This window comes from Streptomyces sp. NBC_01283 (genome assembly GCF_041435335.1).
In the GTDB taxonomy this organism is placed as follows: Bacteria; Actinomycetota; Actinomycetes; order Streptomycetales; family Streptomycetaceae; genus Streptomyces.
Genome location: NZ_CP108430.1, coordinates 8,955,734 through 8,981,435, shown reverse-complemented (window position 1 = coordinate 8,981,435; position 25,702 = coordinate 8,955,734). Strand labels below are relative to the sequence as shown.

Genomic DNA, 25,702 nt, shown 5'->3' with positions numbered 1-25,702 from the left:
GGCTCCACGCACCTGAGTAGGCGGCCCGAAGGCGGGCCAGGACGGCGGCTTCACGGACGCGACGCCGGTCATCCTGGAGTGTCCTGGCGAGCCGCCGTCGCCTGCCATGCGCCAGGGCGCATGCCCGTGGCGTTCCGGAAGAACACCGAGAAGTTGGACGCGTCGGGGAAGCCGAGAGTGCCGGCGCATTGGGCCGCGGTGAGGTGGTCGTGTGCGAGGAGCCGTTTGGCTTCCAGGACGAGCCGATCGACGATGTACGCCTTCGCGGTGCGGCCGGTGACCTGCTGCACCGCTCTGGAGAGGGTGCGGGGCGCGTATCCCAGTGCCCGGGCGTAGTGGCCGGCGTCGTGGTGTGCCCGGAAGTGCGCTTCGACGCTGGACCGGAACAGCCGGAACACCGGATTCGTCGACCGCGCTTCGGTGTGCGGTGGGCGGAGCCGGGCGATGAGCGCCGAGAGCAGGATCTCGGGCAGCTCCGTCGAGGTGTCCGCGGCTGGGGCGGACGCTTCGAGGAGGAGATGGTTGCGCGCGGCGTCGACGAACGGCCAGTCCGCGTCGGGAATGCTCCGGTGCGCGACCAGGTCAGGGGACGCGACGAGCTCCCGGGTGGCGTGGGTGACCGGCGCGGTCGGCACGAACAGCACGACATGCCCCCCCCACATCGGCGATGTCGTCCCACCGGTGCACCGCTCCGGGAGCGACCCACACCGCGGACCGCTTCCGGATCGGGTGTCGGAGGAAGTCCACGGTGACGGCCCCGTGGCCGGCATCGACGACGGCGAGGACGTGGAAGTCGGCACGCTGCGTCCCGCCGTCGTTCAGCTCGCGAAGGCGGTCGAACGTCATTGTTTCGACGGCGGCGGCGCCGTGTCCGAGAGGCCCGACAGGCTGGTAGGTCATCTGCCGGATCGCGGTCATGTGTCCAGTTTCCACCATCGGGCGACCAGTCACGCCGATGCCTCACCACGGCGCGAAAGTTTCAATGGACGCACAGGGAAACCGCCCCGCATTGATTTTGGAGAGAGCCACGATGAACGCCACCCGGCAGCCGCACCTGCCCGCTTACGACCATCGGCCGGGAGCCGGGCCGACCCTGGTGTTCCTGCACTACTGGGGTGGTTCCGCCCGCACCTGGGACCTGGTCGTGGACCGCCTCGCGGGGCGCGACATGCTCACGGTCGACTTCCGCGGGTGGAGCCGCTCGATCGGCATGTCCGGCCCGTACACCCTCCGCCAACTCGCCGACGACACGCTCGCCTTGATCGCCGACGCGGGCGTCACCGACTACGTCCTCGTCGGACACTCCATGGGCGGCAAGGTCGCGCAACTGGTCGCGGCGACCAGGCCCGTCGGCCTCCGCGGGATCGTCCTCGTCGGTTCCGGTCCGGCGAAGCCCGCCGCGGAGATCACCGCCGAGTACCGAGAGGGCCTCTCCCACGCCTACGACTCCGACGAGTCCGTCGCCGGCGCACGGGACAACGTTCTCACCGCGACCGCGCTGCCCGAATCCATCAAGACGCAGATCGTGTCCGATTCGCGGTCCGGCGCCGACGCCGCCCGCACGCAGTGGCCGCTGCGCGGTATCGCGGAGGACGTCTCCGAGCACACCCGCATGATCAGCGTCCCCGCCCTTGTCGTCGCCGGCGAGAACGACCATGTCGAGCCGGTCGACGTGCTCGTGAACAACCTGGTGCCCTACCTTTCCGGAGCCGACTTCGTGGTGATCCCGGGCACGGGTCACCTGATCCCGCTGGAAGCTCCGGCCGACCTCGTCGACGCGATCACGGCCTTCGCGCCGACGGTCTCACTCCCTGCCTGACGACTGGCTTACCGTTTCAGGCGTCGTCCAGCTCCGCGGCGACGCGCAAGGCGGCGTGCCTGAGCCAGATGTGGGTGGAGTCGTGCGTGTGGAGGGGGTGCCACCACAAGGCTTCCTGGAGCGGCACGGCCTCGTAGGGCGGTGGCAGGAGGCGTACTGCCGAGAGGTCGTGCATCAGCTCGGCCAGGCGCCTTTGGACCAGGGCGATCCGATGGGTGCCGGCCACCATGAAGGGCAGCATGGCGAAGCTGTCGACCGAGACCTCCACGCGGGGTTCGATGCCGAGCATGCTCAACTGCCGTACGGCGGGCGCGTCGTAGGTGCGCTGGTAGGTGACCCAGGGCAGCTCGGCCAGCTGGGTCCGGGTGAGGTGGTCGCCCACTTCGGTGTTGGATTCCGCGACCAGGAAGACCCACTCGTCGCGGAAGAGGTCGGTGCGGGGCACGTCGCCGACCACGCCGTGAGGCATCAACAGGCCGTCGGTCGTGCTGAGCAGGACACCGAGGTCCTCCACGACGGTCGTCGGTGTCTGGGTGAAGCGGAGTCTGACGTGGGGGGCCTCGGCATGTACGAGGCGGCCGAGGGCGGCACCGAAGACGGCCACCGCGTAGTCGGAGGCCATCAGCGTGAAGGTGCGGCTCTCGGTCGCCGGGTCGAAGTCGGCCTGGCTGCTGAACAGGCGCTCCAGGAGGTCGCAGGCGGTGGAGGTGCGTTCCAGGAGGATCTGCCCCAGGGCGGTCAGTTCGTAGTGGCCGCCGGTGCGGGCCAGCAGGTCGTCGTCGAAGTGGCGGCGCAGGCGGGACAGCGCGGCGCTCATCGCGGGCTGGGACAGGCCCACGCGCTGGCCGGCGCGGGTGACGTTGCGTTCTTCGAGCAGGGCGCGCAGGGCGACGACGAGGTTGAGGTCGAGGCTGGAGAGGTTCACGGGGCCTTCTTCGGCGGTTCTTCGGGCACGGCACCAGTGGTATTCGTCTGCTGGATGAAGACTATCCACAGAATCGATTTCCCTGATCAGGGGTGTGGGGGCCAGATTGGTCACACCGCAATCAGGAGGACTTGTTCGTGAAACCTGAAGCCGTGCCCGCGCACTTCTCCGGCACCGACCTCTCCAGCCCCCACCTCTTCTCCGGCCCATACGCCCTGGCAACCGTCTCGGCCCCCGGCCAGGACGCGTTTCCCGCGCTGGTCCGCCGTGACGGATCCGTGGTCGATCTGCGCCGGGCCCTCGGCGACGCGGGGCTGACGATGCTCGGCGCCTTGGAGGACTGGGACCGACTGTCGGCCACCTTCGCCGAGTTGGCCGACCGCCCCTCCGGTGGTGACCCGCTCGTGAGCGAGTTCCGGGTGCACGCGCCGATCGCACCCCGGCAGGTGCTGCAGTCCGGCGCCAACTACCGGCGGCACGTCATCGATCTGCATGTGGCGCACCGGGACGGCTCGGACGGACTGAGCGAGGAGGAGGCGCGCGCCGAAGCCGCTCGGATCATGGACCGGCGTGCCGCCGACGACCTGCCGTACGTCTTCATGGGGCTGCCGAGTGCGATCACCGGGCCCTTCGACGATGTCGTGCTGCCCGCCTGGGCCGAGAAGCCCGACTGGGAGCTGGAGTTGGCCGCCGTCATCGGTCGGCCCGCCTTCCGGGTCCCGGTCGAGCGGGCGCTGGAGCACGTGGCCGGTTACACGATCGCCAACGACCTCACCGACCGGGCCACCGTCTTCCGCCGTGACATGCCGCAGATCGGCACCGACTGGCTGCGCAGCAAGAACGCCCCCGGGTTCACCCCGCTGGGTCCCTGGATCGTGCCCGCGCAGTCGGTCGCGACCCCGGACGACCTCCAGGTCACGCTGAAGCTGAACGGCGAGGCCATGCAGGACGAGTCGACCAAGGACATGATCTTCTCGGTCGCGCGGCTGATCAGCTACATATCCGACACCGTGCGGTTGATGCCCGGCGACCTGGTGCTGACCGGCAGCCCGGCCGGCAACGGCATGCACTGGGGCCGATTGCTGCGCGACGGCGACGTGATGGACGCGTCCATCACCGGGCTCGGCGCCCAGCGCACCCGATGTGTGGCCGAGGTGTCCGCATGAAGCTCGACCGTCACGACCCGGAAGGCGCCGTCGCCCAGGCCGCCAAGGCCTGCTCGAACTGGGGGCGTTGGGGCAAGGACGACCGCCTGGGCACACTGAACTTCCTCGATGAGGCCAAGCGCGTACAGGGTGCGGCCCTCGTCCGCCGTGGTGCGAGCTTCTCGCTGGCCCAGCCCTTCGACATGAACGGCCCCCAGCGGGGCTGGCGTCGGCGTACCAACCCGGTGCACACCATGCTGGACACCGGCGCCGATGCCGCGCTGGGCACACAGGGTCTGCCGCACGGGATCGGCGGCGCGGACGACGTGGTGTCCATGCCGCTGCAGTGCTCCACCCAGTGGGACGGCCTCGGGCACATCTTCGACCACGGCAAGGCGTGGAACGGGCGCGATGCCGCGACCACCGTCACCTCAGACGGTGACCTCGTCACCGGCATCGAGCACATGGCCGCGCACATCGTGGGTCGTGGCGTGCTGCTGGACGTGGGACGCGCGATCGGCCATGACGGCGAGCTCCAGGACGGGTTCGCCATCACCACCGCCCATCTCGAGGAGACCGCGCTCGCTCAGGGCGTGAGCGTGGAACGCGGCGACATCGTGCTGGTGCGCACCGGCCAGTTGGCCCGGGTGCGGCGCGACGGCTGGGGCGAGTACGCCGGCGGCCCCGCCCCCGGTTTGTCGTTCACTACGGCCGACTGGCTGCACCGCAGTGAGATCGCCGCGATCGCGACGGACACCTGGGGCTTCGAGGTCCGCCCCAACGAGTTCGAGGGCGCCTTCCAGCCCCTGCACCAGGTCGTCATTCCCCACCTGGGCCTGCTCGTGGGCGAGATGTGGGACCTGGAGGCCCTGGGCGAGGACTGCGCCGCGGACGGCGTCTACGAGTTCTTCCTGGCGGCGCCACCGCTGCCCATCACCGGGGCGGTCGGTTCGCCGATCAACCCGCTCGCCATCAAGTAAGCACTGGGACAAAGGAGTTCTCCATGCCCCCCTCGCGCAATGTCCTCGTGATCGGAGGCGGCCCGGCCGGCAACGCCCTGACCATCCTGCTGCGCCGGGCCGGCGTCGCGGTCGATCTCGTCGAGGCGAAGCAGGACTGGAACGCCACCGCCGGATCCGGCATCACCCTGCAGGGCAACGCCCTACGGGTGCTGCGCGACCTGGGTGTGTGGGAGCAGGTCCGCGCCCGCGGCTACGGATTCGGCTCGGTCGGCATCACGGCGCCCGACGGCACGGTGCTGCACGTCCAGGACGACATCCGCACCGGCGGCGACGACCTGCCCGCGACGGTCGGCATGCAGCGCCCGCAGCTGCAGCGGATCCTCATCGACGCGGTCCGTGCAAGCGGCGCCGACGTCCGTCTGGGCACCACCGCGACCATCGTGGATCAGGACGACACCGGCGTGCAGGTGCGCCTGAGCGACGGCCACGAGGCCCGGTACGACCTCGTCGTCGCCGCCGACGGCCTGGGCTCCGCCACCCGCGCGACGATCGGCATCACCGACGCGCCCGAGCCCACGGGCATGGCCATCTGGCGCGTGGCCGCGCCGCGCCCCGAGGGCGTGACCCGCACCGACCTCGCCTACGGCGGGCCCGCCTACATCGCCGGTTACTGCCCCACCGGGGAGACCACGCTGTACGCGTACGTCGCGGAGGCCTGCCGGGACCGGGCCACGCTCCCTCCCGAGCGCTATGCCGACGAAATGGTCCGTCTCGCCTCGGCCTACGGCGGCCACTGGCCCGAGATCACCAGGACCATCACCGACCCCGCGCAGGTCAACTACACCTGGTTCGACCGGCTGCTGGTGGAGGGCTCCTGGCACCGCGGCCGCGTGGTGCTCATCGGCGACGCGGCGCACTGCTGCCCGCCCACGCTGGCCCAGGGCGCGGCGATGTCCCTGGAGGACGCCGCGGTGCTCGCCGAGCTGCTGACCGGCGGCGATGCCTGGGACGACGCACTCCTGAGCGCCTACTACGAGCGCCGTATCGGGCGCGTACGGGCGGTCGTCGAGGCGTCCGTACAACTGGGCCAGTGGCAGCTCGACCAGGTCCGCGACTCCGACGTACCCGGCTTGATGGCCCGCACGATGACCCGGCTCCAGGAGCGCCCGTGACACCGACCGTCGATGTGCACGCCCATGTACTGCTGCCCGAGGTCGAGCACCTGGTCGCCGGACAGCCGGGCCTCGATGAGGCCAAGGCGCTGGATGCGCGGCGCAATGGGCCGACCGCGCTCAAGGTCAGCGGGGAGATGATCAGGGAGCGGTTCGCCCGGCTGACCGACGTCACGGCCCGGCTGGGGGCCATGGACGAGCAGCAGGTCGACGTCCAGCTGGTCAGCCCCTCCCCCTCGCACTACCACTACTGGGCAGGCGAGGAGCTGGCGTCGAAGCTGTTCCAGCTGGCGCACGAGGCCATCGCCGCGCACTGTGCGGCTGCCCCGTCGCGGCTGCGCGGTCTGGGGCTCGTACCGCTGCAGCATCCGCAACTGGCCGTCACTGCGCTGGACCACGCGCTGGAAGCGGGACTGCTGGGCGTGGAGATCTCCAGCCATGCTCCCGGGCGCGAGCTGTCCGACCCCGCCCTTGAGCCCCTGTGGGCGCGGGCCGAGCAGACCGGGGCGCTGCTGTTCCTGCACCCCTTCGGCTGCACGCTGGATGAGCGCCTTGACCAGTGGTACCTGTCCAACTCGGTGGGCCAGCCCACCGAGAACGCCGTCGCCCTGTCCCATCTGATCTTCTCCGGCGTCCTCGACCGCCACCCCGGCCTACGGATCATCGCCGCGCACGGGGGTGGCTACCTGCCCACACACATCGGGCGCGCGGACCACGCCTGGCAGGTACGCCCGGACGCGGGCGCAGGCTGCGCGCAGCCGCCGAGCAGCTACCTCAGGAGCCTGTACTTCGACTCCCTCGTCCATGACCCACATGTGCTGCGCGAGCTCGTGCGCGTGGCGGGCGCGGACCGAGTCCTGCTCGGCTCCGACTTCCCCTTCGACATGGGCTCCCCGGACCCCGTCGGGGCCCTGCGCGCCGCCCGCCTGGACGACACCGGCTTCGAAGCCGTCCGCGGCGCCACCGCTGCCGCGCTGCTCGACCTTCCCTGAAGAAGCCGACCTTCCCTGAAGGAGGACCCTCATGACCTCTCGCCTGCTCACCCACCTGCGGCACGTCGACCTCGCCGTGCCCGACTACGACAAGCAACTCGACTTCTACGCCGGCGTCTGGGGCCTGACCAAGGTCGCCGAGGACTCCGGCATCTCGTTCCTGGCCGCCGAAGGATCGCCCGAACAGTACGTGGTGCGGCTGCGCAAGGCCGACGAGAAGCGCCTCGACCTGGTCTCCTACGGCGCCGCCTCCCGGGCGGACGTCGACACGCTTGCCGAGCAGCTCCTCTCCGGAGGAGTCCAGCTGATCACGCAGCCGGGCACGGTCGACACCCCCGGCGGCGGCTACGGTTTCCGGTTCTTCGACGTCGACGGCCGCACCATCGAGGTCTCCACCGACGTGGCGGCGCGCAGGCACCGCAAGGTGGAGGAGAAGGAGGCCATCCCGGTCAAGCTCTCCCACGTCGTCCTCAACTCCCCCGACCTGAACCGCACTCGCGAGTGGTACGAGCAACACCTCGGATTCCGCCTGTCCGACACGTTGAGCTCGCCGCACATGGGCGAGGTCATGCACTTCATGCGCATCTCCAGCCAGCACCACTCCATGGCGCTGGCACAGGGCCCGCACACGGCGCTGCACCACGTCTCCTTCGAGATGCGCGGCCTGGACGAGTACATGCGCGGCTCGGGCCGCGTGATGCGCGCCGGATTCCGCAAGATCTGGGGCCCTGGCCGGCACATGGCCGGGGACAACACCTTCACGTACTTCCTCGACCCGCACGGCAATACCGTCGAATACACCACCGAGCTGGAAAACCTGGACGAGGACACCTGGCACCCGCACATCTACGACTTCTCGCAGCCCGAGGTAACCGACCAGTGGGGCACGGCCAACCCCATGAACGAACTGGTCGCCAAGGAGTCGTTCAACGATGTCGACCGTGGCGTGTTCGTCGCCCCGCCGGTCTGACCGACCTGGCCCCCGGGCCAATCCGAAGGGGAGCTGCCCCATGCGCTTCGTCACCTACCAACACCACCAGCCCGTACGGCAGTCCGTACAGGTTGCCGTCCTCGATGCGGGCGGCGCCTTGTTCCCGCTTCCCGGGGTGCGGTCCTTGACCGAGGTCATCGCGGCCGGCGGCGGCCTTCCCGCCCTGCTCGACGTGGGCGCGCGGGCTCTGGACGCACCCCCCGGCCCGAACGTGGCCGACGTCCGGCTGCTGCCACCGCTCCAGCCCGCTTCACTGCGCGACTTCGTGACCTTCGAGGAACACGTCGAGGGCGTACGCCGGTCCGTCAACGGCGTCAGCGGCGTTCCCGAACGGTGGTACGCGGCGCCGACGTTCTACTTCAGCAATCCCCATGCGGTGTTCGGCCCGCACGACCCCGTTCCGGTGCCGCCGGGCTCGGCCGTCCTGGACTTCGAACTGGAGGTGGCTGCCGTCATCGGCCGCGAGGGCCGTGACCTCACTCCCGAGCAGGCCCGCGACCACATCGTCGGCTACACCATCCTCAACGACTGGTCCGCCCGGGACCTGCAGTCCGCCGAGATGAACGTCGGCCTGGGGCCCTGCAAGGGAAAGGACACCGCCAACAGCATCGGCCCGTGTCTGGTCACCGCCGACGAACTGGAGCCCCACCGCGACAGCGAGGGATTCCTGCGCCTGGCCCTGACCGCCGAGGTCAACGGCGAGGTCGTCGGCCGCGATCTGCTGTCCAACATGAGCTGGACGTTCGAGGAGATGGCCGCCTACGCCTCACGCGGCACCCGCGTCGTGCCGGGTGATCTGCTCGGGTCGGGGACCTGCGGCAACGGCGGCTGTCTCGCGGAGCTGTGGGGCGTGCGCGGCGAGCGGACTCCCCCGCCGCTCAAGCCCGGCGACACCGTCGCGCTCACCGTGGAGGGCATCGGCACGCTGGCCGTCTCCGTGGTGCCCGGCATCGACCCCGTACCGCTTCCGGCGGGCCGCCGCCGCCTTCGGGAGCGCCCGTGAGCGGCGGGTGACCCCTCGGCCGGCCGACCTCACTCGTCGAAGACCCGCAGCCGGTGCGCGATCGCGGCGGCCTCTCCTCGGCCTGAAGCGCCCAGCTTGGCCAGGATGTTGGAGACGTGCACGCTCGCCGTCTTCGGGGAGATGAACAGCTCCTCCGCGATTCTCCGGTTGCTCCGCCCGGCGGCCACCAGCCGTAGCACCTCTCGCTCCCGGGTGGTCAGCCCCAGCGCCGCCACCGGGGGCGGGGCCGGTTCCGCGTCGGTCGGCTGGAGCTGGATGCGAGCGCGGCCCGCCAGCTTGGTGATCTCCGATGCGAGCGGCTCCGCGCCGAGTTCGCGCGCTGCCGCATCGGCCTGCCGCAGTAGCTCACCGGCCGCGTCGCGGGCCTCGGTGCCGCCTTGAGTGATCAGGGCCTCCGCAAGCCGCAGCCGGGCGGTGGCCGGCAGTACCGGGGCCTCAAGTTGCGCGGTGGCTGCGACGGCTTCCGTCCAGCGAGCGGTGGCGTCCTCGCCTTCGGCGGTGAGCAGTTCGGCCTGGATCATCAGGGCCTGCGCGGACCACAACGGCACGAACTCGGGCATGCCCTTCATGGCCTCGCGGATGCGCTCCACCGCCGCCTCGCGCCCCACTTCGGCCACCGCGAGCCCGCGGGCCCGTGCCTCCGCCGCCGCGGCCTCGTACAGCAACGGCCAGCCGTAGCGATGGTGGCCGGGCGCGACACCCTCGCCGACCGCCGACTCCAGCCGGGAGCGGACGTCGAGGATCCGGCCGTCGGCGGCCGCCAGCGCGATGGCGACCCGGGCCATGGGCAGGGTGTTCTGCGGCTCCGGGTAGCTGCCGGTGGCCCACGTGTCGGGCCCCTCGAGCCACCGCCGGGCCACGTCGTACGCGCCCCGCGCCAGGGCCAGTTCGGCCGCCTGCCCGGCGAGCTGCCCCTGGGTACGGGCACTCACCCCGCGGCGGTCACCGGCCCGTTCGAGCACGTCGTCGGCGTCGTCCCAGCGACCGAGCTCGGTGAGGGACTCGGCGAGATTGCCGTCGATGAACGAGGCGATGTCCGGCAGCCCGTGCCGATCAGCGAGGCCGCTGCCCTCCTCGGCGACCTCGACGGCCTCGGCGTAGCGGCCGATGCCGTGCAGCGCCGTGGACAGGTTGCCGTAGCCGCGCAGCAGGATCTGGGCATTGCCCGGCTCCAGGTTCCGGGCGCACACCTCACGGGCCTGCTCGAGCCCGGTCTCGACGTCGCCCGCGTGGATGGTGAGCCAGGCCAGGATGTGCCGCGCGGCGAGGCCGGTGACCTCGGCGCCCGTCAACCGGCAGAGCTCCACCGCCTGCTGAGCGGTCTCGATCGCCAGCGGCCCCGGCTGGTGATTGATGTACCAGTGCGCCAAATGCGTCAGCACATGGGCATGTACGACGGACGGCGGCAGACCCCTCACCAGCTTCTGGGCGTGGGAGATCTCGTCCCAGCCGTCGGAGCGGCAGAGGTCGCGCATCAGTTGGCAGCGCTCGATCCAGAACCAGGCGGCGCGGATGGCGTCTCCCCCGCCCAAGGGCAGGTCCCCTACCTGAGCTGAGCCGACAACTCGGGGAATGGGAAAGGCACTTATTGTGGGGTCGCCCTCAAGCTGACGCAGCGCCCGCTTACTGATGGCGAGTGCCCGCTCCCGCTCCCCCGCCAGGCGGGCGGCGAGGGTGATCGCGGCGAGCAGGTCCACGAAGTCCCCGGGTGTGTCCGGGGAGATGGCCGGCCACAGGCCGTCGTCGACGCCTTGCCGCATCGCCTGGTGGCGCAGCTCCTCGGGGGTGTCGTCCCACAGCTCCAGCGCCCGCTCCAGGAGTTGGTGCTGCTCGGCGAACGCGTGCCGGCCGCGTGCGACAGCCGCCGCGGCGATCATGGCGGGCAGCGCTCTGGCGGGGTCGCGGGCGTCGAACCAGTAGCCGGCGAGGCGCCCGGCCCGCTCCCCGGACCGTACGAGTGTGGGGTCGTCCTCCAGCGCCTCGGCGTAGCGGCGGCTGAGCCGGGAGCGCTCGCCGGGCAGCAGGTCTCCTGCCACGGCCTCGCGCATCAGGGCGTGCCGGAAGCGGAAGGACTCGCCCTCGTCGGAGGGCTGCAGGACGGCGGCGCCGACCGCGGTACGCAGGGTCTCGATCAGCTCGTCATCGGCGAGGCCCGTCACGGTGGCCAGGAGCCGGAATTCCACCTCGGAGCCGCCTTGGGCGGCGATCCGCACCACGCGCTGCACGTCGTGCGGCAGTGCCTCGGCCCGGACCAGCAACAGGTCGCGCAGGGAGTCGCTGATGCCGCTCGGAGAGCCGCCCTGGATGCTGCTCGCCAGCTCCTCGACGAAGAACGCGTTGCCCTCGGAGCGGTCGAAGACCCGGCCGAGCACCTGCTCGGTCGGGTCCTCGCCGTGGATGGCGGCGAGCTGGAGGCGGACCTCGGTGCGGTCGAAGGCGGGCAGTTCGATGCGGGTGACGGTGCGCAGCCGCTCGTACTCGGCGAGGGCGGGGCGCAGCGGGTGGCGGCGGTGCAGGTCGTCGGAGCGGTACGTGGTGACGATGAGCAGGCGGCTGTCGGTGAGGGCGCGCAGCAGATAGCTGAGCAGCTCCCGGGTGGAGCGGTCCGCCCAGTGCAGGTCCTCCAGGACCAGGACGAGGGTCCGGTGCGCGGCGAGACGCTCCAGGAGGCGGACGGTGAGTTCGAAGAGCCGGGCGCGGCTGTCGGTCTCGGATTGGCCGCGGTCCATCTCGCCGAGTTCGGGCAGCAGTCGGGCGAGTTCGCCCTCCTGACCGGCGACGGCGGCGTCGAGCTCCGCGCCGAGGCGGCGGCGCAGCGAGCGCAGGGCGGTGGAGACAGGGTGGTACGGCAGGGCGTCGGCGCCGGTTTCGACGCAGCCGCCGAGGGCGACGACGGCCCCGCCCGCGTCGGCCCGGCCGAGGAACTCCTGAACCAGCCGGGTCTTGCCGACCCCGGCCTCGCCGCCCACGAAGAGGGCTCCGGGCTCCCCGGCGTCGGCCCGGGACAAGGCCTCGCCAAGGGCAGTCAGTTCGACGCTGCGGCCTACGAAAACGGGGCTGATATGACTGCTGGGCACAGCGCCAAGCATCGCACGTCGTACGAGGTCAGGGGCAAGGGCTTCGGCCCCGGCGAGTGCCGCCGCGGCCGAGGGTATCCGTGGTGAACCCGGGGCCTGCCCCGAACTCGGCGCCACGGAACCAAACTTGATACCCCGGGCCAGGACCAGCATGATTCACGGCACCACACCCCATGGAGGAAGAAGCAGTGAAGCGCATCGGCATCATCGGAGTGGGCGAGATCGGCCGGGCCATCGTTACGGGCCTGTGCGACGAGGGCGGCACGTCGAGCGAGGTGTTCCTCTCGCCCCGAGGGGCCCGCACGGCAGCGGAGTTGTCCGCGCGCTACGAGGGCGTACAAGTCTGTGCCGACAACCAGGCGGTGGTGGACCGCTCGGAGGTGGTGATCATCGCCGTACGCCGTCAGGACCATCACGAAGCCCTGGCCGGCCTGAGGGTGGACGGCGACAAGATCGTGGTCAACGTGATGGCCGGCGTCGCCACCGACGAGCTGCGCCGGACCCTGGCCACCGACGCCCCGCTGATCCGGGCCATCCCCCTGCCCTCCGTACGCGAACGCCGCTCCGTCACGGTGACGTACCCGGCGCACCCAGTCGTGGATCCCCTCTTCGAGAGCCTGGGCGGGGTGCTGCCGGTCGCGGACGAGGCGGCCTTCAACGTCTTTTCGGCGCTGACGGGGACACTGACCACGCACTATTCCTATCTCGCCACGCTCACGTCGTGGGCTGCGGGTCAGGGCATCGCCTCCGGCGACGCCGACCGCTACATTCGCGGCCTCTTCCAGGGCGTCGGCCGTGCCCTGAGCGACGAGACCCGCTCCCTGCATCAACTCGCCGCCGACCACGAGACTCCGAACGGGAACAACGAACGCATCCGCACCACGTGGTTCGGCCCGGCCAACTCCGAAGCGCTCCACAAGGCGCTCGACGGCCTCCTCGCCGATCTGAGGTAGCGGGACCGGTCACGGTCAACGGTCCTCCATCAAGAGTGGAGCAGCTTCACCACACCGACACCGACCAAGGGAGCGGTGCCGGAGGACGGATGCTCAAGGGCCACGTAGACGGTGATACCGCCGACCGGTAAGAGCAGCACTGCCCGCTGATCCATCCGACCGCCCACGGTGATGACCCCTCTGTCGTGTGCGACCGCCAGCAGGTTGGCGGCTCACAGAGGGAGAGGCGGTTGGACGGGATTCTTACACCGGTTTACCGAAGTCGGCCCTGAACAGCGCAAATGCGGGGCCGGAGGTAGCCACGCCGACTAGGGGATGCTCGGCCACGCGGGGGCGTCGTCGCTCGCCCGGCATTGGTTCGACCAGACGGTACCGCGCCCCTTCTGGCCCACTGATCGCACGTGTGAGGATCGGGCCGGGTGCGCCCCGCACGAAGGCGGCTGCACCGGGATCCCATGCAGGGGCAAGGAGGGTGGACATGTTCGCCGGGGGGACAGCGCGGCTGGTGCTCAGCAACGGCGGTGACGCGCAGCTCGAACTGACCGTGGAGCCGTGGGCGGAGATCCACTCGATCCTGCCGAAGGAGACCTGCGTCGTGGTGACCCACTCGCCTGCGGGGGATGGTTCCTGGCCCGGGACCTTGCGTGCGGACGAGCCGTTCGAGGTCGACCATCGGCCCGATTCGGTCACGGTGTGGGCCAACGGCAACTGCTTCCACCTCAGCGACGCGGAGGGAAACGCGATCCACGCGATCGATGACGAGTGCCCTGCCCAGGCCCGCCCCGCCTCCTGAACGCCTAGCGACGCCAGGTAGACCCCTACAACCCTCCCCCCCTTCCCATCCACTTGTCCCACCAGGTATCTTGCATCGCATGGAACCAGGTGATTCGACCAAGCAGGCCCGGGCAGCCGCCCAGCTACGCAAGGGCGTCCTGGAGTACTGCGTGCTCGCCCTGATGCGGGACCGCCCCCGGTACGGCGTGGAACTCCTCCATGCCCTCGAGGACTCCGGCGCCCTGGCCACCAGCCAGGGCACGGTCTACCCGCTGCTGTCCCGGCTCCGCCGCGACGACCTGGTCACCACCACCTGGCAGGAATCCGCCTCCGGACCACCCCGCCGCTACTACGCGCTCACCGACAGCGGCCATGCCGCGCTCGATGAGTTCACCCGTGTCTGGCCCGGCTTCCGCAACGCCGTCGACACCTTCCTGACCACCCCTCATCCCCCCACCGGAGACCTCGCATGAAGACCTCTGCCGATCCCATACGTGACTACCTCTCCGCCGTCGGTCGCGAGGCCTCCGCACTCCCCGCCGACCGCCGCCAGGAACTCCTCGCGGACCTCACGGAACACATCGAGGTGACGCGCACCGAACGCCCCGACGCCACGGTCGGCGAGATCCTCGCGGAGCTGGGTGACCCCCGCACGATCGCGGCAACGGCGCTGGCCGAGGCGGGGACCGGGGCCGCCGGGGTCTCGGCCCGGAGCGGTGCCGCCGCGCCCGCCCGGCGCGGCAAGGTGCACCCCCTGGTCCCGCTCCTCATGCTCACCCTCTCGCTGCCCTTCGTGATGGTCTTCCCCGACCTCCCCGGGCCGGTGTTCGCCATCCTGTTCCGCATCACCGGCGCGGTCCTCCTCTGCACCTCGGTGCACTGGACCACCGTCCAGAAGACCACCGGCGTACTGGTCACCGCCGTCCTGCCGACCGCGGTCATCGCCGCCTGGAACCTGTCCAGCGGCGGCCCGTCGGGCGACACCCCGGCCCTTCTGGCCAACCTGGCGATGTTCGCCCTGCTGGCCGGTACGGCAGTGTGGCTCTGGCGCGCCCGCCGCGCCTGATCGGTTGCCTTCCGGTCCGCGGGTCCGCCGGGAATGAGGTCAAGTACGGAGACCGTCTACCCGGCGCCGCTCGCGATACGGGGGCCAGGCCCCCAGGCCTGTGCCGGATGGAGCTACACCCCTCTCACAACAGGCTTACCGCGTGTCATCCCCCACCCGGGACGTGGAGAGGGGGTCATCACGTCGCGCGCACCGCTGGAATGGCGGCCCACCGCAGGTCAAGAGGCAGCCCGGGTGGGCGGAGCTCGGTCCGGTGCGTCGTGGCGCATCGGCGCACCCGGCCCGCACCGGGCTCAGTGCGAGGCTGCCGGGGGCGTGACACGGGTCCCGTACCAGGGGCAAGCTGACTGGCTGTCACCACGAGCAGTGCACGAGCGGGGGACCCCTCATACAGTCCGTGAACCGACGGGCTCGGCGGCTCCTCCACGTATTCGACTCCACGTGCCCGACTCCACGCACCCGACCCGGGCCCCGAAGCCGTACCGCGAGGAGCCATGAAACCGTCGCGCGGCATGCACAACCGACTTTCGCGTCCGCGCCGCCCCTCTCAGGCAGGCACGCACCGCCCTCCGGCCGACCGGCCGGACCCGCTGGCGCGTCTGATCGAGAAGTACGGCGACGGGCGTGACGTGTGCCGCGCGGATTCGGGCCGGGTGTGGGTGACGGGGGCCGAAGCGGCGCGTGAGGTGATGGGCAACCGGCGGCAGTGGTACGTCGAGACGTCCGACTTCTTCCACACCCGGCACGGGGTCTTCGGCCCCCGGCCCGCGCAGATCGAGATCGGCCGCGCGGCGCGCGTCCTGCTCCAGCGGCAACTGGCTTCCCGCAGGCACGAGTTGGCCGCGCTCGTCGAACGCAGGCTCGCGCCGAAGAGTCACTGGCCGGATGCCGGGAACCTGCTCGTGTTCGAGCACCTGGAGGACGTGCTGCTGTGCCGCGCGGCCCCGGCGTCGCTGCGGGACGCGGTCGTGGGCGTCGTTCATCGTGCGGTGCTGGCCGGGGCCCGCCAACGGCACTCGGCGCTGTCGCGACGGCACTTCCGGCGTGCCGTGATGCGCGCGCTGGCCGAGGAGATAACAGCACGCCGCACCGGCGGGCCGGGCGAGCCGCGCGACCTACTGGACGTCGTCGTCGCGGGTGGCGGCCGTACGACGGATCCGGGAACGCTGGCCGAGGTCTACCTCTCGTTCCTGTTCGCCACGGTCGGCTCGGTCGGCTTCGCGCTGGGCTGGGCGGTCTACCTGGCCGGAACCCACCAGCGGCCCGCGGAGCACGCCCCGCAGTGGGTCGTGCGGGAGGCGCTGCGGCTGTGGCCGGTCGCCTGGCTCTTCACCCGTACTCCGCGCGTGGCGCACGAACTCGCCGGTGTGCCGGTGGGGGCAGGCGACGCGGTGGACGTCTGCACCCTCCTCGTACACCGCAATCCCGGGCAGTGGGACCGGCCCCACGCGTATCTGCCCGGCCGGTGGGAAAGCCCGCCGCCCGAACCCGCGTTCCTGCCCTTCGGGTACGGGCCACACAGCTGCACCGGCGCCGCCGTGGCGCTGGAGCTGCTGGAGGACCTCGTCCGGATCATCACGAACGGCCGGCATCTGTCGGTCACCGCCGAGGGGATCGCTCCCCAGCTCGGCCCCGCGCTGGCTCCGCCACGCTTCACCGCGGAGCTCGGCACCCGCGTCCCCGCCGGGGAAGGGAGGTGAACCTCATGCGCAAGCTCTACCGCTCCGCGCTGTCCGCTCTCAACATCCGCTCCGCCTACGGCGGGCTGCACAACTTCTGGTACCTCTACCACCACATCTGATCGCCCATGCGAGGGCGGGAGGCCGTCCGTGCCGGGCGGCCTCCCGCCCTCGTCGGTAACTCCCGGCAGGTGAAGGGGATTTCGTGACCACACCGGAGCATCCCGACGACTTCCTGCACGACCTGCGCAGGCGCAGCGCGGCCGAGGACGGGGTCTTCTGGGTCAACGACGACCTGCTGGCCGTGTTCGAGCCGGAGGCGGCGCAGCGGATCAGCAGGACGAACTGGCAGGGTTTCGTGATGCCCGACCGCGGCATCGACCTCCTGCGGGGCCGGCGCAGTGCCGTGGTGCCCTGGGCGAAAGTGCGCACGGCGTGGCTGGCCCAGTTGCACCGGCTGGCCGACGTCTCGAACCGGGCGGCGCTGACGGACCGTATGCGGCGGGTCATGGACGCCCGCCTCGGCGAGCACGTCGATCTGGTCAACCTCGCCCAGGACAGCGCCATACGGTCCCTGCTGCCGTGCGCCCTGTCGGGCCTCACTCCCCGCGAAGCCGACTGGATCGTGCGCGACCTGGACCAGAAGCTCCTGCGCCTGATCGACCGCTCCCCCGGTGACGGCCCGGCCCACCGGCTGCATTTCGCCGCCGTGCAGGCACGGGCCGGGCTCGTCGTCCGCAGGGTGCTGCGCGCTCGCGCCGCGGGCCGCCGCGCCCGCGAGTGCGATCTGGCCGACCCCTTCGTCGACCTGCTGCCCCAACTCGGCATGGACCGCGCCCTGAACGTGGTCACCACCGTGCTCACGGCGATCGGCGGCCCTCCCGGCTCGGCGGCGGCCGCCGTGCTGTACGAGTGGGTCCGGCAGCCGGAGTGGGCCCGCCGGGTCACCGCCGAACTGGAGGACGGGGACACGGCCTCGTTCCTGGAGGCGCCCACGAAGGCCGCGCCCCTCACCCACCGCTTCGTCAAGGAGACACTGCGCATGTGGAGCCCGCCGCTGCTCCTCGTCCGGCAGGCTCGACAGGCATTCGACGTGGGCGGCATCACCCTCGAAGCGGGGCGGGGCTACCTCATGAGCCCGCACATGATCCATCGCGACCATCGGTTCTGGAAGGACGCGGACACCTTCGATCCCGACCGCTTCCTGGCCGGCGCTCCGCACGGCCCGGTCGGCCGGAACTCGTACGTGCCCTTCGGCTGGACGCCCAAGAAGTGCGTCGGCGCGGCGCTGGGCACGTTCCAACTGATGGCGCTGTGCCGCCTGATGAGTACCCGTTACCACCTCACCGTGCCCGACCCTGCACATATCACAATGGCGTTTCGCTTCACGCCTGTTCCTCAGGACTTTCACGGCGCACTCACCCTGCGCCGTCCGTCCGGCCTCGGGCCCCTCGGACAGCACGTACCTCACGGCACCTGATCCCGCCAAAGTTACAGCCAAACATTTGAGCCAGATCTTTGCCAACTCCCCTCGATGGCCTGCGGGTTAGCGGCTCCGGTGACCCGGCGGAATCACGTCGTCACAGGTCACACGGCACGCCCTCGTCGCCACGACACCCGCGGGCGGCACCGGCCGGTTGACCAAGCTTCAAAGCTTGAGCACAAATCTCACACATCCCCTCTTCAGAGCGGCGCCAATGGTCTAGATTGACCGTGCTTCACATCTGGACACGAGGCGACAAAAGATGATCTATAGGTCCGGCACCGTGGAAAGCCAGCGATAGCGTCCCGGCGCCAGACGTGGGGGTGGTCGATTTTTTGGGGCCCGGCAGAGGGCTTTGGGTGTTGGGGAACATCCAAGGTTCGACGGGTTCCCGTGCATCTCGAAGGTCCGGCAGGACGTGCGCGTCCGCTGCCGCCTGGGTGGGGTGTTCAAGTAGCGCTGCAATGACCGGGATGTCATCCGCTGGGGGCGGGACCTCTCGGGGAACGACGCGTGGCGCGGGGGGCGGGGGCCTCCCGGGGGAGGAACAGGGTCGGGGGGCGGTGCCTCCCGGGGGGAGGAACCGTGTGGAGCGAACACGTCGAGCCCATTAACGACCTGGGGGGGTCAGTGCAACAGGGGGAATTAGTCAGCCCGTTTCCACCGGCGCACAGGCGTCCGGGGAACGGGTCAATCAGTCGGCCACCGATCGATTGGGAGCAGCGATATCGCCGTGCCGTGATCACCAGCGACACCGTGGTCACCGCCTTCGTGGTGGCGGCGATCGGCGGCTTCTTCGGGGTCCGGGACGCGGCCAACTGGCACGAGAAGTGGCGCATCCTCGCCTTCGGCACCGAACTGCTGGTACTGGGAGCACTTGCTGTGAGCCGGTCGTGGGCGCCTGCCGTGCTCGGCCAGGGCGCCGAGGAGTTCCGCAGACTCGGACGCTCACTGTTCACGGCGGCCGTCGTACTGGCGCTCGGCGGGATCGCCCTCACCTCGCGCAACATCAAGCTCTGGATCTTCGTCGCGATCCCGGCGATCGCACTCATCACCATGACCGAGCGGTATCTGCTGCGCCTCTGGCTGCACAGACAGCGCATGGAGGGGCGCTGCCTGCGCCCGGTGCTCGCTGCCGGGAGCCCGGCCACCGTACGCGACCTGATCACCCGTACCCGCAAGCTCCCGCACCTCGGCTGGCGGGTGGAGGCGGTGTGCACGCCGGACGGCCTCGGTCTTGACGGTGATCACCTGGACGGAGTGCCGGTCGTCGGCAGACTCACGGATGTCGCGGGCCATGTGCGCCGCGACGGCTACCGAGTCGTCGCGGTCACATCCGACCCGCACTGGTCACCGGACCGGCTGCAGCGGCTGGCCTGGAACCTCGAGGGCAGCGATGCCGAGATGGTCGTGGCCCCGGTGCTGATGGAGGTTGCAGGACCACGGCTGCACGTCGACGCGGTGCTCGGCATCCCGCTGCTGCGGGTCAGCATGCCGACTTTCACCGGGGGCCGCCGAGTGGTCAAAGGAGTCGTCGACCGCACGGGCGCGGCCATCCTGCTGATGCTGTTCGCTCCACTGATGGTGCTCGTCGGACTGCTCGTACTGGCGGACAGCCGGGGCGGGGCGCTGTACCGACAGCGCAGGGTCGGCAAGGACGGCCAGGAGTTCACCATCTTCAAATTTCGCACCATGGTCTCCGGGGCCGACAGGGCACGTGACCAGCTGGCCGACCGCAACGAAGGCGCGGGCCTGCTGTTCAAGCTCCGCCGGGATCCGCGGGTGACCCGGGTGGGCGCGGTACTGCGCCGGTACTCGATCGACGAGCTGCCACAGCTCTTCAACGTGCTCACCGGCTCGATGTCGCTCGTCGGTCCGCGGCCTCCGCTGCCGGAGGAGTCCGCCGCCTACGGCCCGGACATCCGGCGGCGACTGCTCGTCAAGCCCGGGCTCACCGGCCTGTGGCAGATCAGCGGACGCAGCGACCTGCCGTGGGAGGAAGCGGTCCGGCTCGATCTGCGGTACGTGGAGGACTGGTCGCTGGCCCTGGACACAGTGATCTTGTGGAAGACGCTGCGTGCGGTGCTCCAGGGGCAAGGGGCCTATTGATGCGCGGGGGTCGTCGGATCGGCGCACGGAAGGCAGGCCACAAGGGCCTGCCTGGGGGGAGGAACGGGATATGAGGATCAGCGTCTTAGGGCTTGGTTACGTGGGCTGCGTGTCGGCCGCGTGCCTGGCGGGCCTGGGTCATGAGGTCATCGGAGTGGACGTCAACCAGGTGAAGGTCGACCTGGTCAACGACGGCAAGGCCCCGGTGGTCGAGGAGCGGATCGGCGAGCTCATCGCCGAGGTCGTGCGGACCGGTGCGCTGCGCGCCACCACCGACGTCCGCGAGGCGATCATGGGCAGCGATGTGTCGCTGATCTGTGTGGGCACGCCGTCGGAGCCCAACGGCAGTCTGTGCACCACCTACTTGGAGCGGGTCACCGAGCAGATCGGCGCCGCGCTGGCCGAGCGGGAGGGACGGCACACCGTCGTGTTCCGCAGCACGATGCTCCCGGGCACCTGCTTGAACCTGCTGGTGCCCATTCTGGAGAAGAACGTCGGCGGCACGGCGGGAGTGGACTTCGGCGTCGCGGTCAACCCGGAGTTCCTGCGCGAGGGCACGAGCGTGCGGGACTTCTTCGACCCGCCGAAGACCGTCATCGGCCAGTTCGACGAGGCGAGCGGCGACGTGGTCGCGGCGCTGTACGACGGCCTGCCCGGCGAAGTGTTCCGGGTGCCGGTCCCGACGGCCGAGGCGATCAAGTACGCGGACAACGCGTTCCACGGCCTCAAGATCGGCTTCGCGAACGAACTGGGCGCGGTGTGCCAGGCGCTCGGGGTGGACTCGCACCAGGTGATGGACGTGTTTCTGGCCGACCGCAAGCTGAACATCAGCCCCGCCTATCTGCGGCCCGGCTTCGCCTTCGGCGGCTCCTGCCTGCCCAAGGACCTGCGCAGCCTGCTCTACGCGGCGCAACGTGCCGACGTCTCGGTGCCCATCCTCTCCCATGTGCTGCCCTCCAACTCCGACCATCTGCAGCGTGCGGTGGAGCTGGTGGAGCGCACCGGCAAGCGCAAGGTGGGCATCTTCGGTCTTTCCTTCAAGCCCGGCACCGACGACCTGCGCGAGAGCCCGCTCGTCGAGCTGGCGGAGAGACTCTTCGGCAAGGGGTACGACCTGCGGATCTACGACGCCAACGTGAGCCTCTCCCGGCTGCTCGGCGCGAACCGCGAGTACATCGAGACCCGGCTGCCGCACATCGCGCAACTCCTCGTGGACTCCGTGGACGAAGTCCTGGAGCACGCCGACGTGTGCCTGGTCGGCACCAAGGATCCAGCTGTCCTTTCGGCGCTGCCCCATGGCGACAGCCCCGTGATCGTCGATCTCATCCGCCTTCCCGACGCGGAGACGCGCCGAACCGAACCGGGGTACATAGGCCTTGCTTGGTAACAACGCGACCAGCGACGACCGGCCGAACCGGAGCGCGCTGATCCTCGTGGAAAACCTGTCGGTGCCGTTCGACCGGCGGGTGTGGCAGGAATGCACGACACTGCGCGACGCGGGTTGGAAAGTACACGTCATCTGCCCCCAGGGGGTGAAGCGGGACACCGAGCCGGAGGCGGAGATCGACGGGGTGCGGATCCACCGCTACCCCTTGCGCGCGGCCACCGGAGGTCCTTCCGGCTACCTGCGGGAGTACGGATCCGCGCTGTGGCACACGGTCCGGCTGGCCCGGAAGGTCGGCCCGGTCGACGTGGTCCACGCGTGCAACCCGCCCGACCTGCTGTTCCTGCCCGCGCTGTGGATGAAGCGGCGTGGCGCGCGGTTCATCTTCGACCAGCACGACCTGGTGCCGGAGTTGTACCTTTCGCGGTTCGACCGCGGCGAAGATCTGCTCTACCGCGCCGTGTGCGCGCTGGAACGGCGGACCTACCGGGCCGCGAACGTCGTGCTCGCCACGAACGAGAGCTACCGGGACGTCGCGGTGCGCCGCGGCGGCCGGCGGCCGGAGGACGTCTTCGTGGTGCGCAGCGCACCCGACATCGACCGGTTCGCTCCCGTACCGCCCGAGCCGGAGCTGAAGCGCGGCAAGCCTCATCTGCTGTGCTACCTCGGCGTCATGGGCCCGCAGGACGGCGTCGACTACGCCTTGCGTTCGCTCGCGAAGCTGCGCGACGAGCTCGGGCGGACGGACTGGCATGCGGTGTTCGTCGGCGGCGGCGACACCTTCGACGCGATGGTGGAACTGTCCCGGCAGCTCGGGCTCACGGAGCAGGTGGAGTTCACCGGGCGCATACCGGATGCCGACCTGGTGCGGTATCTGTCCACCGCGGACGTGTGCCTCTCCCCCGACCCGCACAATCCGCTCAACGACGTGTCGACCATGAACAAGGTCCTCGAGTACATGGTGATGGGCCGGCCGATCGTCTCGTTCGACCTCAGGGAGGCGAGAGTCTCCGCCGGTGACGCCGCGGTCTACGCGCCCGCCAACGACGAGGCCGAATTCGCCAAGCTCGTCGCGCTTCTCCTCGACGATCCGGAGCAGCGGGCCCGGATGGGCGAGATCGGCCGGGAGCGGATCAGCGGTCAGCTTTCCTGGCGGAACTCCCAGCGCTCGCTGCTCGCCGCGTACGCCGCTGCCTGCCGTGACCAGATTCCGGTGTCGGCGGGCGGCCCGGTCCGGACAGGGCGGAGGCCGCGGCGTTGAGCGACGACACGATACGCCTGGTCACGCTCGGGCGGATTTTCCGTCGGCGGTGGCGGCTCCTCGCCGCCCTCGCCGTGGTGGGCGCCCTCGTCGGCTACGGCGCCTCCTTGCTGTTCCCCCCGAGCTACACGACCTCGGCATCGGTACTGCTGCCGGGGCAGTGGGAGGAGCGTGAACTGCTGACCCAGGCGGAGATCGCGAGCAGCTCGGAGGTGGTCGACCGTGCCGCCGACACGCTCCACTGGAGCGGCGTCAACGGCACCGACCTGCGGGATCAGGTGAGCGCCAAGGCCGCCGACGGCAACATCATCAAGATCTCGGGGACGGCCGAGACCCCGGGGCGCGCGCAGCGGCTCTCCGACGAGGTGGCCCAGCAGTTCGTCACCTTCGCCGCGCGGATCGCGGGCGACAACCCCGACTCCGAATCGGCGACGGGGCCCAATGCGCTGCGGCAGAAGGTGGTGCAGACCAACCGCCGCATCTCCGACCTGGCCAACGCGGCCGATCCGGGGCAGACCGTGGAGAGCGTGCAGGCCCGCACCGAGCTCGAGAAGCTGCGCACCGCGCTGGCGGAGGCCATGAAGAAGCTGGACCAGGCCGACCCGGCGGCGAACAAGGCCAGCATGGTCGTCATGGGTTCGGCGGCCCGGCCGACCGGCGAGGCTCCGCCGACGAGGATGCAACTGATCGTCGCCGGGGCTCTGTTGTCCTTCCTGCTCGCGGTCATCGGTCATCTCGCCGCCACGCGGATGAACCGTCGGCTGCGCACCGAACCGGAGATCACCGCGGCGCTTGGCGCGGCACTCATCGGCACCGTCGACGTACCTGGTGAAGGCCTCGCGCACGGGTCGGAGGGCGGTGGCCCGCGGGCCTGGATCCGCCGGCTGCTCGGCATCGACACGCGGTGGGACATGCCGACCCCGCGGGCATCGGGCGATGAGGCCAGCAGACGCACCCGCTTCCGGCGGGTGTGCGCCCGCCTCCGGAACCAACTGCCCGCCCCCCGACGACTGCTGGTCGTCGTACCGGACGGCGACGAGATCGCCCGCCGGGCAGCCGACCAGCTCTCCGCCGAGGCCACGAACGATCCGCTGCTGCGGGTGGCCGACGTCTCGGTGGACCGTCCGATGGTGCCCGACCGCGACACCGAGTCCGGTGTCCTGGTCGTGCTCAGCGCGGGCAGTCGGACCACGGGAGAGCTCGCCGGCATCGCCGGGGCGTGCAAGGACGCGGGGCACGAGGTCGTCGGCATCGTCGTCGCCGACGCGGTCCGGGCCCGTCCGGCACGGACGTCCGGCCGTCCTCCGCAGCACGCCGCGATGGCGGTCGGCGACGACGCGCGGGGAGGTTCGGCGTGACCACGAGCAAGACTTCGGAGCCGTCGGCCGCCGCTCCGCTCCTCGATCTTCAGGCACTGGTGGTCGCGGTGCGCAGGCGCCGCCGCCTCTGGTCCTCCCTGGCGCTGCTCGGGCTGCTGATCGGCGCCGCGGTGGCGGTCCTGATGCCGCCGCCGCCGACCGCGGTGGCCAAGGTGCTCGTCACACATCAGGAGGACCAGGCGAACGACACCGGCACGCTGATCCGTACCGACGTCGAGCTGCTGGGGACGACGCGGATCGCCGGCCAGGCCCTGAAGTCCCTCAAGTCCCCGGAAAAGCCGGAGGACTTCATGCAGGACTACCGCGGTACCGGCGTGACCAACAACCTGCTGCAGATCGACGTGACGGCCGACACCGAAGCGCAAGCGGTGGCCCGGGCCAAGGCGCTGGCCGACGCGTTCATCGCAGACCATGTGCGGCGGATGCGGGAGACCGCGAAGGCCGAGTCCAAGGCACTGCTCGAACAGCGTGACCGCATGCGGGTCGAACTCGCCAAGGTCAACAAGGAGATCGGCGACCGGTCTCCGGACAGCGACCCGAAGTCGTCGGCGAGCGTCGAGTCGCTCTTCGCGCGCCGGGCCGAACTCAACTCGCGGATCGCGGACTTCGACCAGCGTGCCGCGGAGGCGCGCACCGGCACACCGAAGATCATCGCCGGTACGCAGGTCGTCGACGCCCCCCGCGCGCTGCGGTACTCCCTGCCCAAGGCCGCCGTCACCAACGCCGCGATCGGGTTCATCCTCGGGCTCGTCCTCGGCCTCGCGGTGGCCGCGGTCGGCGCGGTGGTGGCCGGCCGGCCCGTACTGCGCCGGGAGATCTCGGCGAACCTGGGTGCTTCGGTCATCGCGGAGCTGCATCGTGCGCGCCGCCGGCCGGCCAAGCTGTGGCAGCGCCGACGGAACCGGGCGGCACGTGAACGGCTCACGGCGACCCTGGCCCGCACCGTACGCGGCTCCGCGGAACCGGTGTCGCTGCTCGAACTGGGCTGTGCGCGCACCACGAGCGTGATCGCACTGGACGTCGCCAGGGCACTGGCGGCGGATGGGCCGGTGGTCATCGTCGACGGTCTGCCAGGACCGCAGCTCGCCAACAGCCGCCGGGATCCCGGAGATCCGGCCGTGGTCAGCGGCGAGCGTGCCGCGGCCGTGGACCATCAGGTGCGCCGGCTCGGCGTCGGCTCGGTCGCGCCCGGCACGGCGTGGACCGACCTCCAGTACCTCGGTGGCCGGACCGTGCTCGTCGTGCGTGCCGGGCACGGCAGCGCCACATGGCTGCACACCGTGGCGCGGCAACTCGCCGACCAGCGCATTCCGGTGCTCGGTGTGGTGCTGATCGACCCCGACCCGCGCGACCGGACCGACGGCACGCTCTGGGACGGGCTGCACGTCGCGCTGCGAGGACGCGGCGAGCGGCCGGCCCGGCAGAACGAGATGGGCCAGCCGCCGACGGAGCGGCAGCCGATGTGGGCCGCACGAGTCCCCGACAGTGACCAGGAGGCGCGCTAGAT

The 25,702-nt window shown here is 70.7% G+C and carries 20 protein-coding genes and 1 pseudogene; 18 read left to right on the top strand and 3 right to left on the bottom strand.

What is annotated here, in order from left to right; all coding sequences use genetic code 11:
- Nucleotides 1-68: 68 nt before the first annotated feature.
- Nucleotides 69-918, bottom strand: a pseudogene (locus OG302_RS40580) (helix-turn-helix domain-containing protein).
- A 112-nt stretch (nucleotides 919-1,030) separates the two neighbouring features.
- Between OG302_RS40580 and OG302_RS40575 the strand changes: the two are divergent.
- The gene (locus OG302_RS40575; protein WP_371749761.1) at nucleotides 1,031-1,819 is read left to right on the top strand and encodes an alpha/beta fold hydrolase; all 789 of its coding nucleotides are present in this window, start codon (nucleotides 1,031-1,033) and stop codon (nucleotides 1,817-1,819) included.
- Between the two features lie 16 nt (nucleotides 1,820-1,835).
- On the opposite strand, the gene OG302_RS40570 is transcribed toward OG302_RS40575, so the two are convergent.
- On the bottom strand, nucleotides 1,836-2,744 hold the full coding sequence (locus OG302_RS40570) for a LysR family transcriptional regulator (protein WP_371749760.1): 909 nt from the start codon (nucleotides 2,742-2,744) through the stop codon (nucleotides 1,836-1,838).
- Nucleotides 2,745-2,875: 131 nt separating this feature from the next.
- On the opposite strand from OG302_RS40570, the gene OG302_RS40565 reads away from it, so the two are divergent.
- From OG302_RS40565 to OG302_RS40540, 6 genes are read left to right on the top strand one after another with little or no spacing between them, the layout of a single operon-like run.
- Nucleotides 2,876-3,910: a fumarylacetoacetate hydrolase family protein gene (locus OG302_RS40565; protein ID WP_371749759.1), complete on the top strand. Its 1,035-nt coding sequence runs from the start codon at nucleotides 2,876-2,878 to the stop codon at nucleotides 3,908-3,910.
- A complete protein-coding gene (locus OG302_RS40560) occupies nucleotides 3,907-4,869 on the top strand; it encodes a cyclase family protein (RefSeq protein ID WP_371749758.1) in 963 nt (320 codons plus the stop codon). Before OG302_RS40565 ends, OG302_RS40560 begins: the two co-directional genes overlap by 4 nt.
- A gap of 23 nt (nucleotides 4,870-4,892) precedes the next feature.
- Nucleotides 4,893-6,023, top strand: coding sequence for an FAD-dependent oxidoreductase (locus tag OG302_RS40555; protein ID WP_371749757.1), 1,131 nt, complete (start codon nucleotides 4,893-4,895; stop codon nucleotides 6,021-6,023).
- A complete protein-coding gene (locus tag OG302_RS40550; RefSeq protein WP_371749756.1) occupies nucleotides 6,020-7,015 on the top strand; it encodes an amidohydrolase family protein in 996 nt (331 codons plus the stop codon). The genes OG302_RS40555 and OG302_RS40550 overlap by 4 nt, the downstream gene beginning before the upstream one ends.
- A gap of 31 nt (nucleotides 7,016-7,046) precedes the next feature.
- Nucleotides 7,047-7,985 carry a VOC family protein gene (locus OG302_RS40545; protein WP_371749755.1) on the top strand — a complete coding sequence of 313 codons (939 nt, stop codon included), beginning with the start codon at nucleotides 7,047-7,049 and terminating at the stop codon, nucleotides 7,983-7,985.
- Nucleotides 7,986-8,025: 40 nt separating this feature from the next.
- The gene (locus OG302_RS40540) at nucleotides 8,026-9,009 is read left to right on the top strand and encodes a fumarylacetoacetate hydrolase family protein (RefSeq protein ID WP_371749754.1); all 984 of its coding nucleotides are present in this window, start codon (nucleotides 8,026-8,028) and stop codon (nucleotides 9,007-9,009) included.
- A gap of 29 nt (nucleotides 9,010-9,038) precedes the next feature.
- Here OG302_RS40540 and OG302_RS40535 read toward each other — a convergent pair whose 3' ends face one another.
- A complete protein-coding gene (locus OG302_RS40535; RefSeq protein ID WP_371749753.1) occupies nucleotides 9,039-12,107 on the bottom strand; it encodes an AAA family ATPase in 3,069 nt (1,022 codons plus the stop codon).
- Nucleotides 12,108-12,280: 173 nt separating this feature from the next.
- Between OG302_RS40535 and OG302_RS40530 the strand changes: the two genes are divergently transcribed.
- The 11 genes from OG302_RS40530 (at nucleotide 12,281) to OG302_RS40480 (ending at nucleotide 25,700) form a co-directional block, all read left to right on the top strand.
- Nucleotides 12,281-13,060, top strand: coding sequence for an NAD(P)-binding domain-containing protein (locus tag OG302_RS40530; protein WP_371749752.1), 780 nt, complete (start codon nucleotides 12,281-12,283; stop codon nucleotides 13,058-13,060).
- A 478-nt stretch (nucleotides 13,061-13,538) separates the two neighbouring features.
- Nucleotides 13,539-13,853 carry a hypothetical protein gene (locus OG302_RS40525; RefSeq protein ID WP_371749751.1) on the top strand — a complete coding sequence of 105 codons (315 nt, stop codon included), beginning with the start codon at nucleotides 13,539-13,541 and terminating at the stop codon, nucleotides 13,851-13,853.
- Nucleotides 13,854-13,932: 79 nt separating this feature from the next.
- The gene (locus OG302_RS40520; protein ID WP_371749750.1) at nucleotides 13,933-14,307 is read left to right on the top strand and encodes a PadR family transcriptional regulator; all 375 of its coding nucleotides are present in this window, start codon (nucleotides 13,933-13,935) and stop codon (nucleotides 14,305-14,307) included.
- Nucleotides 14,304-14,900: a hypothetical protein gene (locus tag OG302_RS40515; RefSeq protein ID WP_371749749.1), complete on the top strand. Its 597-nt coding sequence runs from the start codon at nucleotides 14,304-14,306 to the stop codon at nucleotides 14,898-14,900. The genes OG302_RS40520 and OG302_RS40515 overlap by 4 nt, the downstream gene beginning before the upstream one ends.
- 494 nt (nucleotides 14,901-15,394) lie before the next feature.
- Nucleotides 15,395-16,600 carry a cytochrome P450 gene (locus OG302_RS40510; RefSeq protein ID WP_371749748.1) on the top strand — a complete coding sequence of 402 codons (1,206 nt, stop codon included), beginning with the start codon at nucleotides 15,395-15,397 and terminating at the stop codon, nucleotides 16,598-16,600.
- Between the two features lie 184 nt (nucleotides 16,601-16,784).
- Nucleotides 16,785-18,059 carry a cytochrome P450 gene (locus OG302_RS40505; protein ID WP_371749747.1) on the top strand — a complete coding sequence of 425 codons (1,275 nt, stop codon included), beginning with the start codon at nucleotides 16,785-16,787 and terminating at the stop codon, nucleotides 18,057-18,059.
- Between the two features lie 633 nt (nucleotides 18,060-18,692).
- The gene (locus OG302_RS40500; protein WP_371749746.1) at nucleotides 18,693-20,171 is read left to right on the top strand and encodes a sugar transferase; all 1,479 of its coding nucleotides are present in this window, start codon (nucleotides 18,693-18,695) and stop codon (nucleotides 20,169-20,171) included.
- Between the two features lie 70 nt (nucleotides 20,172-20,241).
- Nucleotides 20,242-21,558 carry a nucleotide sugar dehydrogenase gene (locus tag OG302_RS40495; protein WP_371749745.1) on the top strand — a complete coding sequence of 439 codons (1,317 nt, stop codon included), beginning with the start codon at nucleotides 20,242-20,244 and terminating at the stop codon, nucleotides 21,556-21,558.
- Nucleotides 21,548-22,816 (top strand): glycosyltransferase family 4 protein, encoded by a 1,269-nt coding sequence (locus OG302_RS40490; protein ID WP_371749744.1) that lies wholly within the window; start codon nucleotides 21,548-21,550, stop codon nucleotides 22,814-22,816. Before OG302_RS40495 ends, OG302_RS40490 begins: the two co-directional genes overlap by 11 nt.
- Nucleotides 22,813-24,174 carry a Wzz/FepE/Etk N-terminal domain-containing protein gene (locus OG302_RS40485; protein ID WP_371749743.1) on the top strand — a complete coding sequence of 454 codons (1,362 nt, stop codon included), beginning with the start codon at nucleotides 22,813-22,815 and terminating at the stop codon, nucleotides 24,172-24,174. Before OG302_RS40490 ends, OG302_RS40485 begins: the two co-directional genes overlap by 4 nt.
- Nucleotides 24,171-25,700, top strand: a complete 1,530-nt coding sequence (locus tag OG302_RS40480; protein WP_371749742.1) for a Wzz/FepE/Etk N-terminal domain-containing protein — start codon at nucleotides 24,171-24,173, stop codon at nucleotides 25,698-25,700. Before OG302_RS40485 ends, OG302_RS40480 begins: the two co-directional genes overlap by 4 nt.
- Nucleotides 25,701-25,702 lie beyond the last annotated feature (2 nt).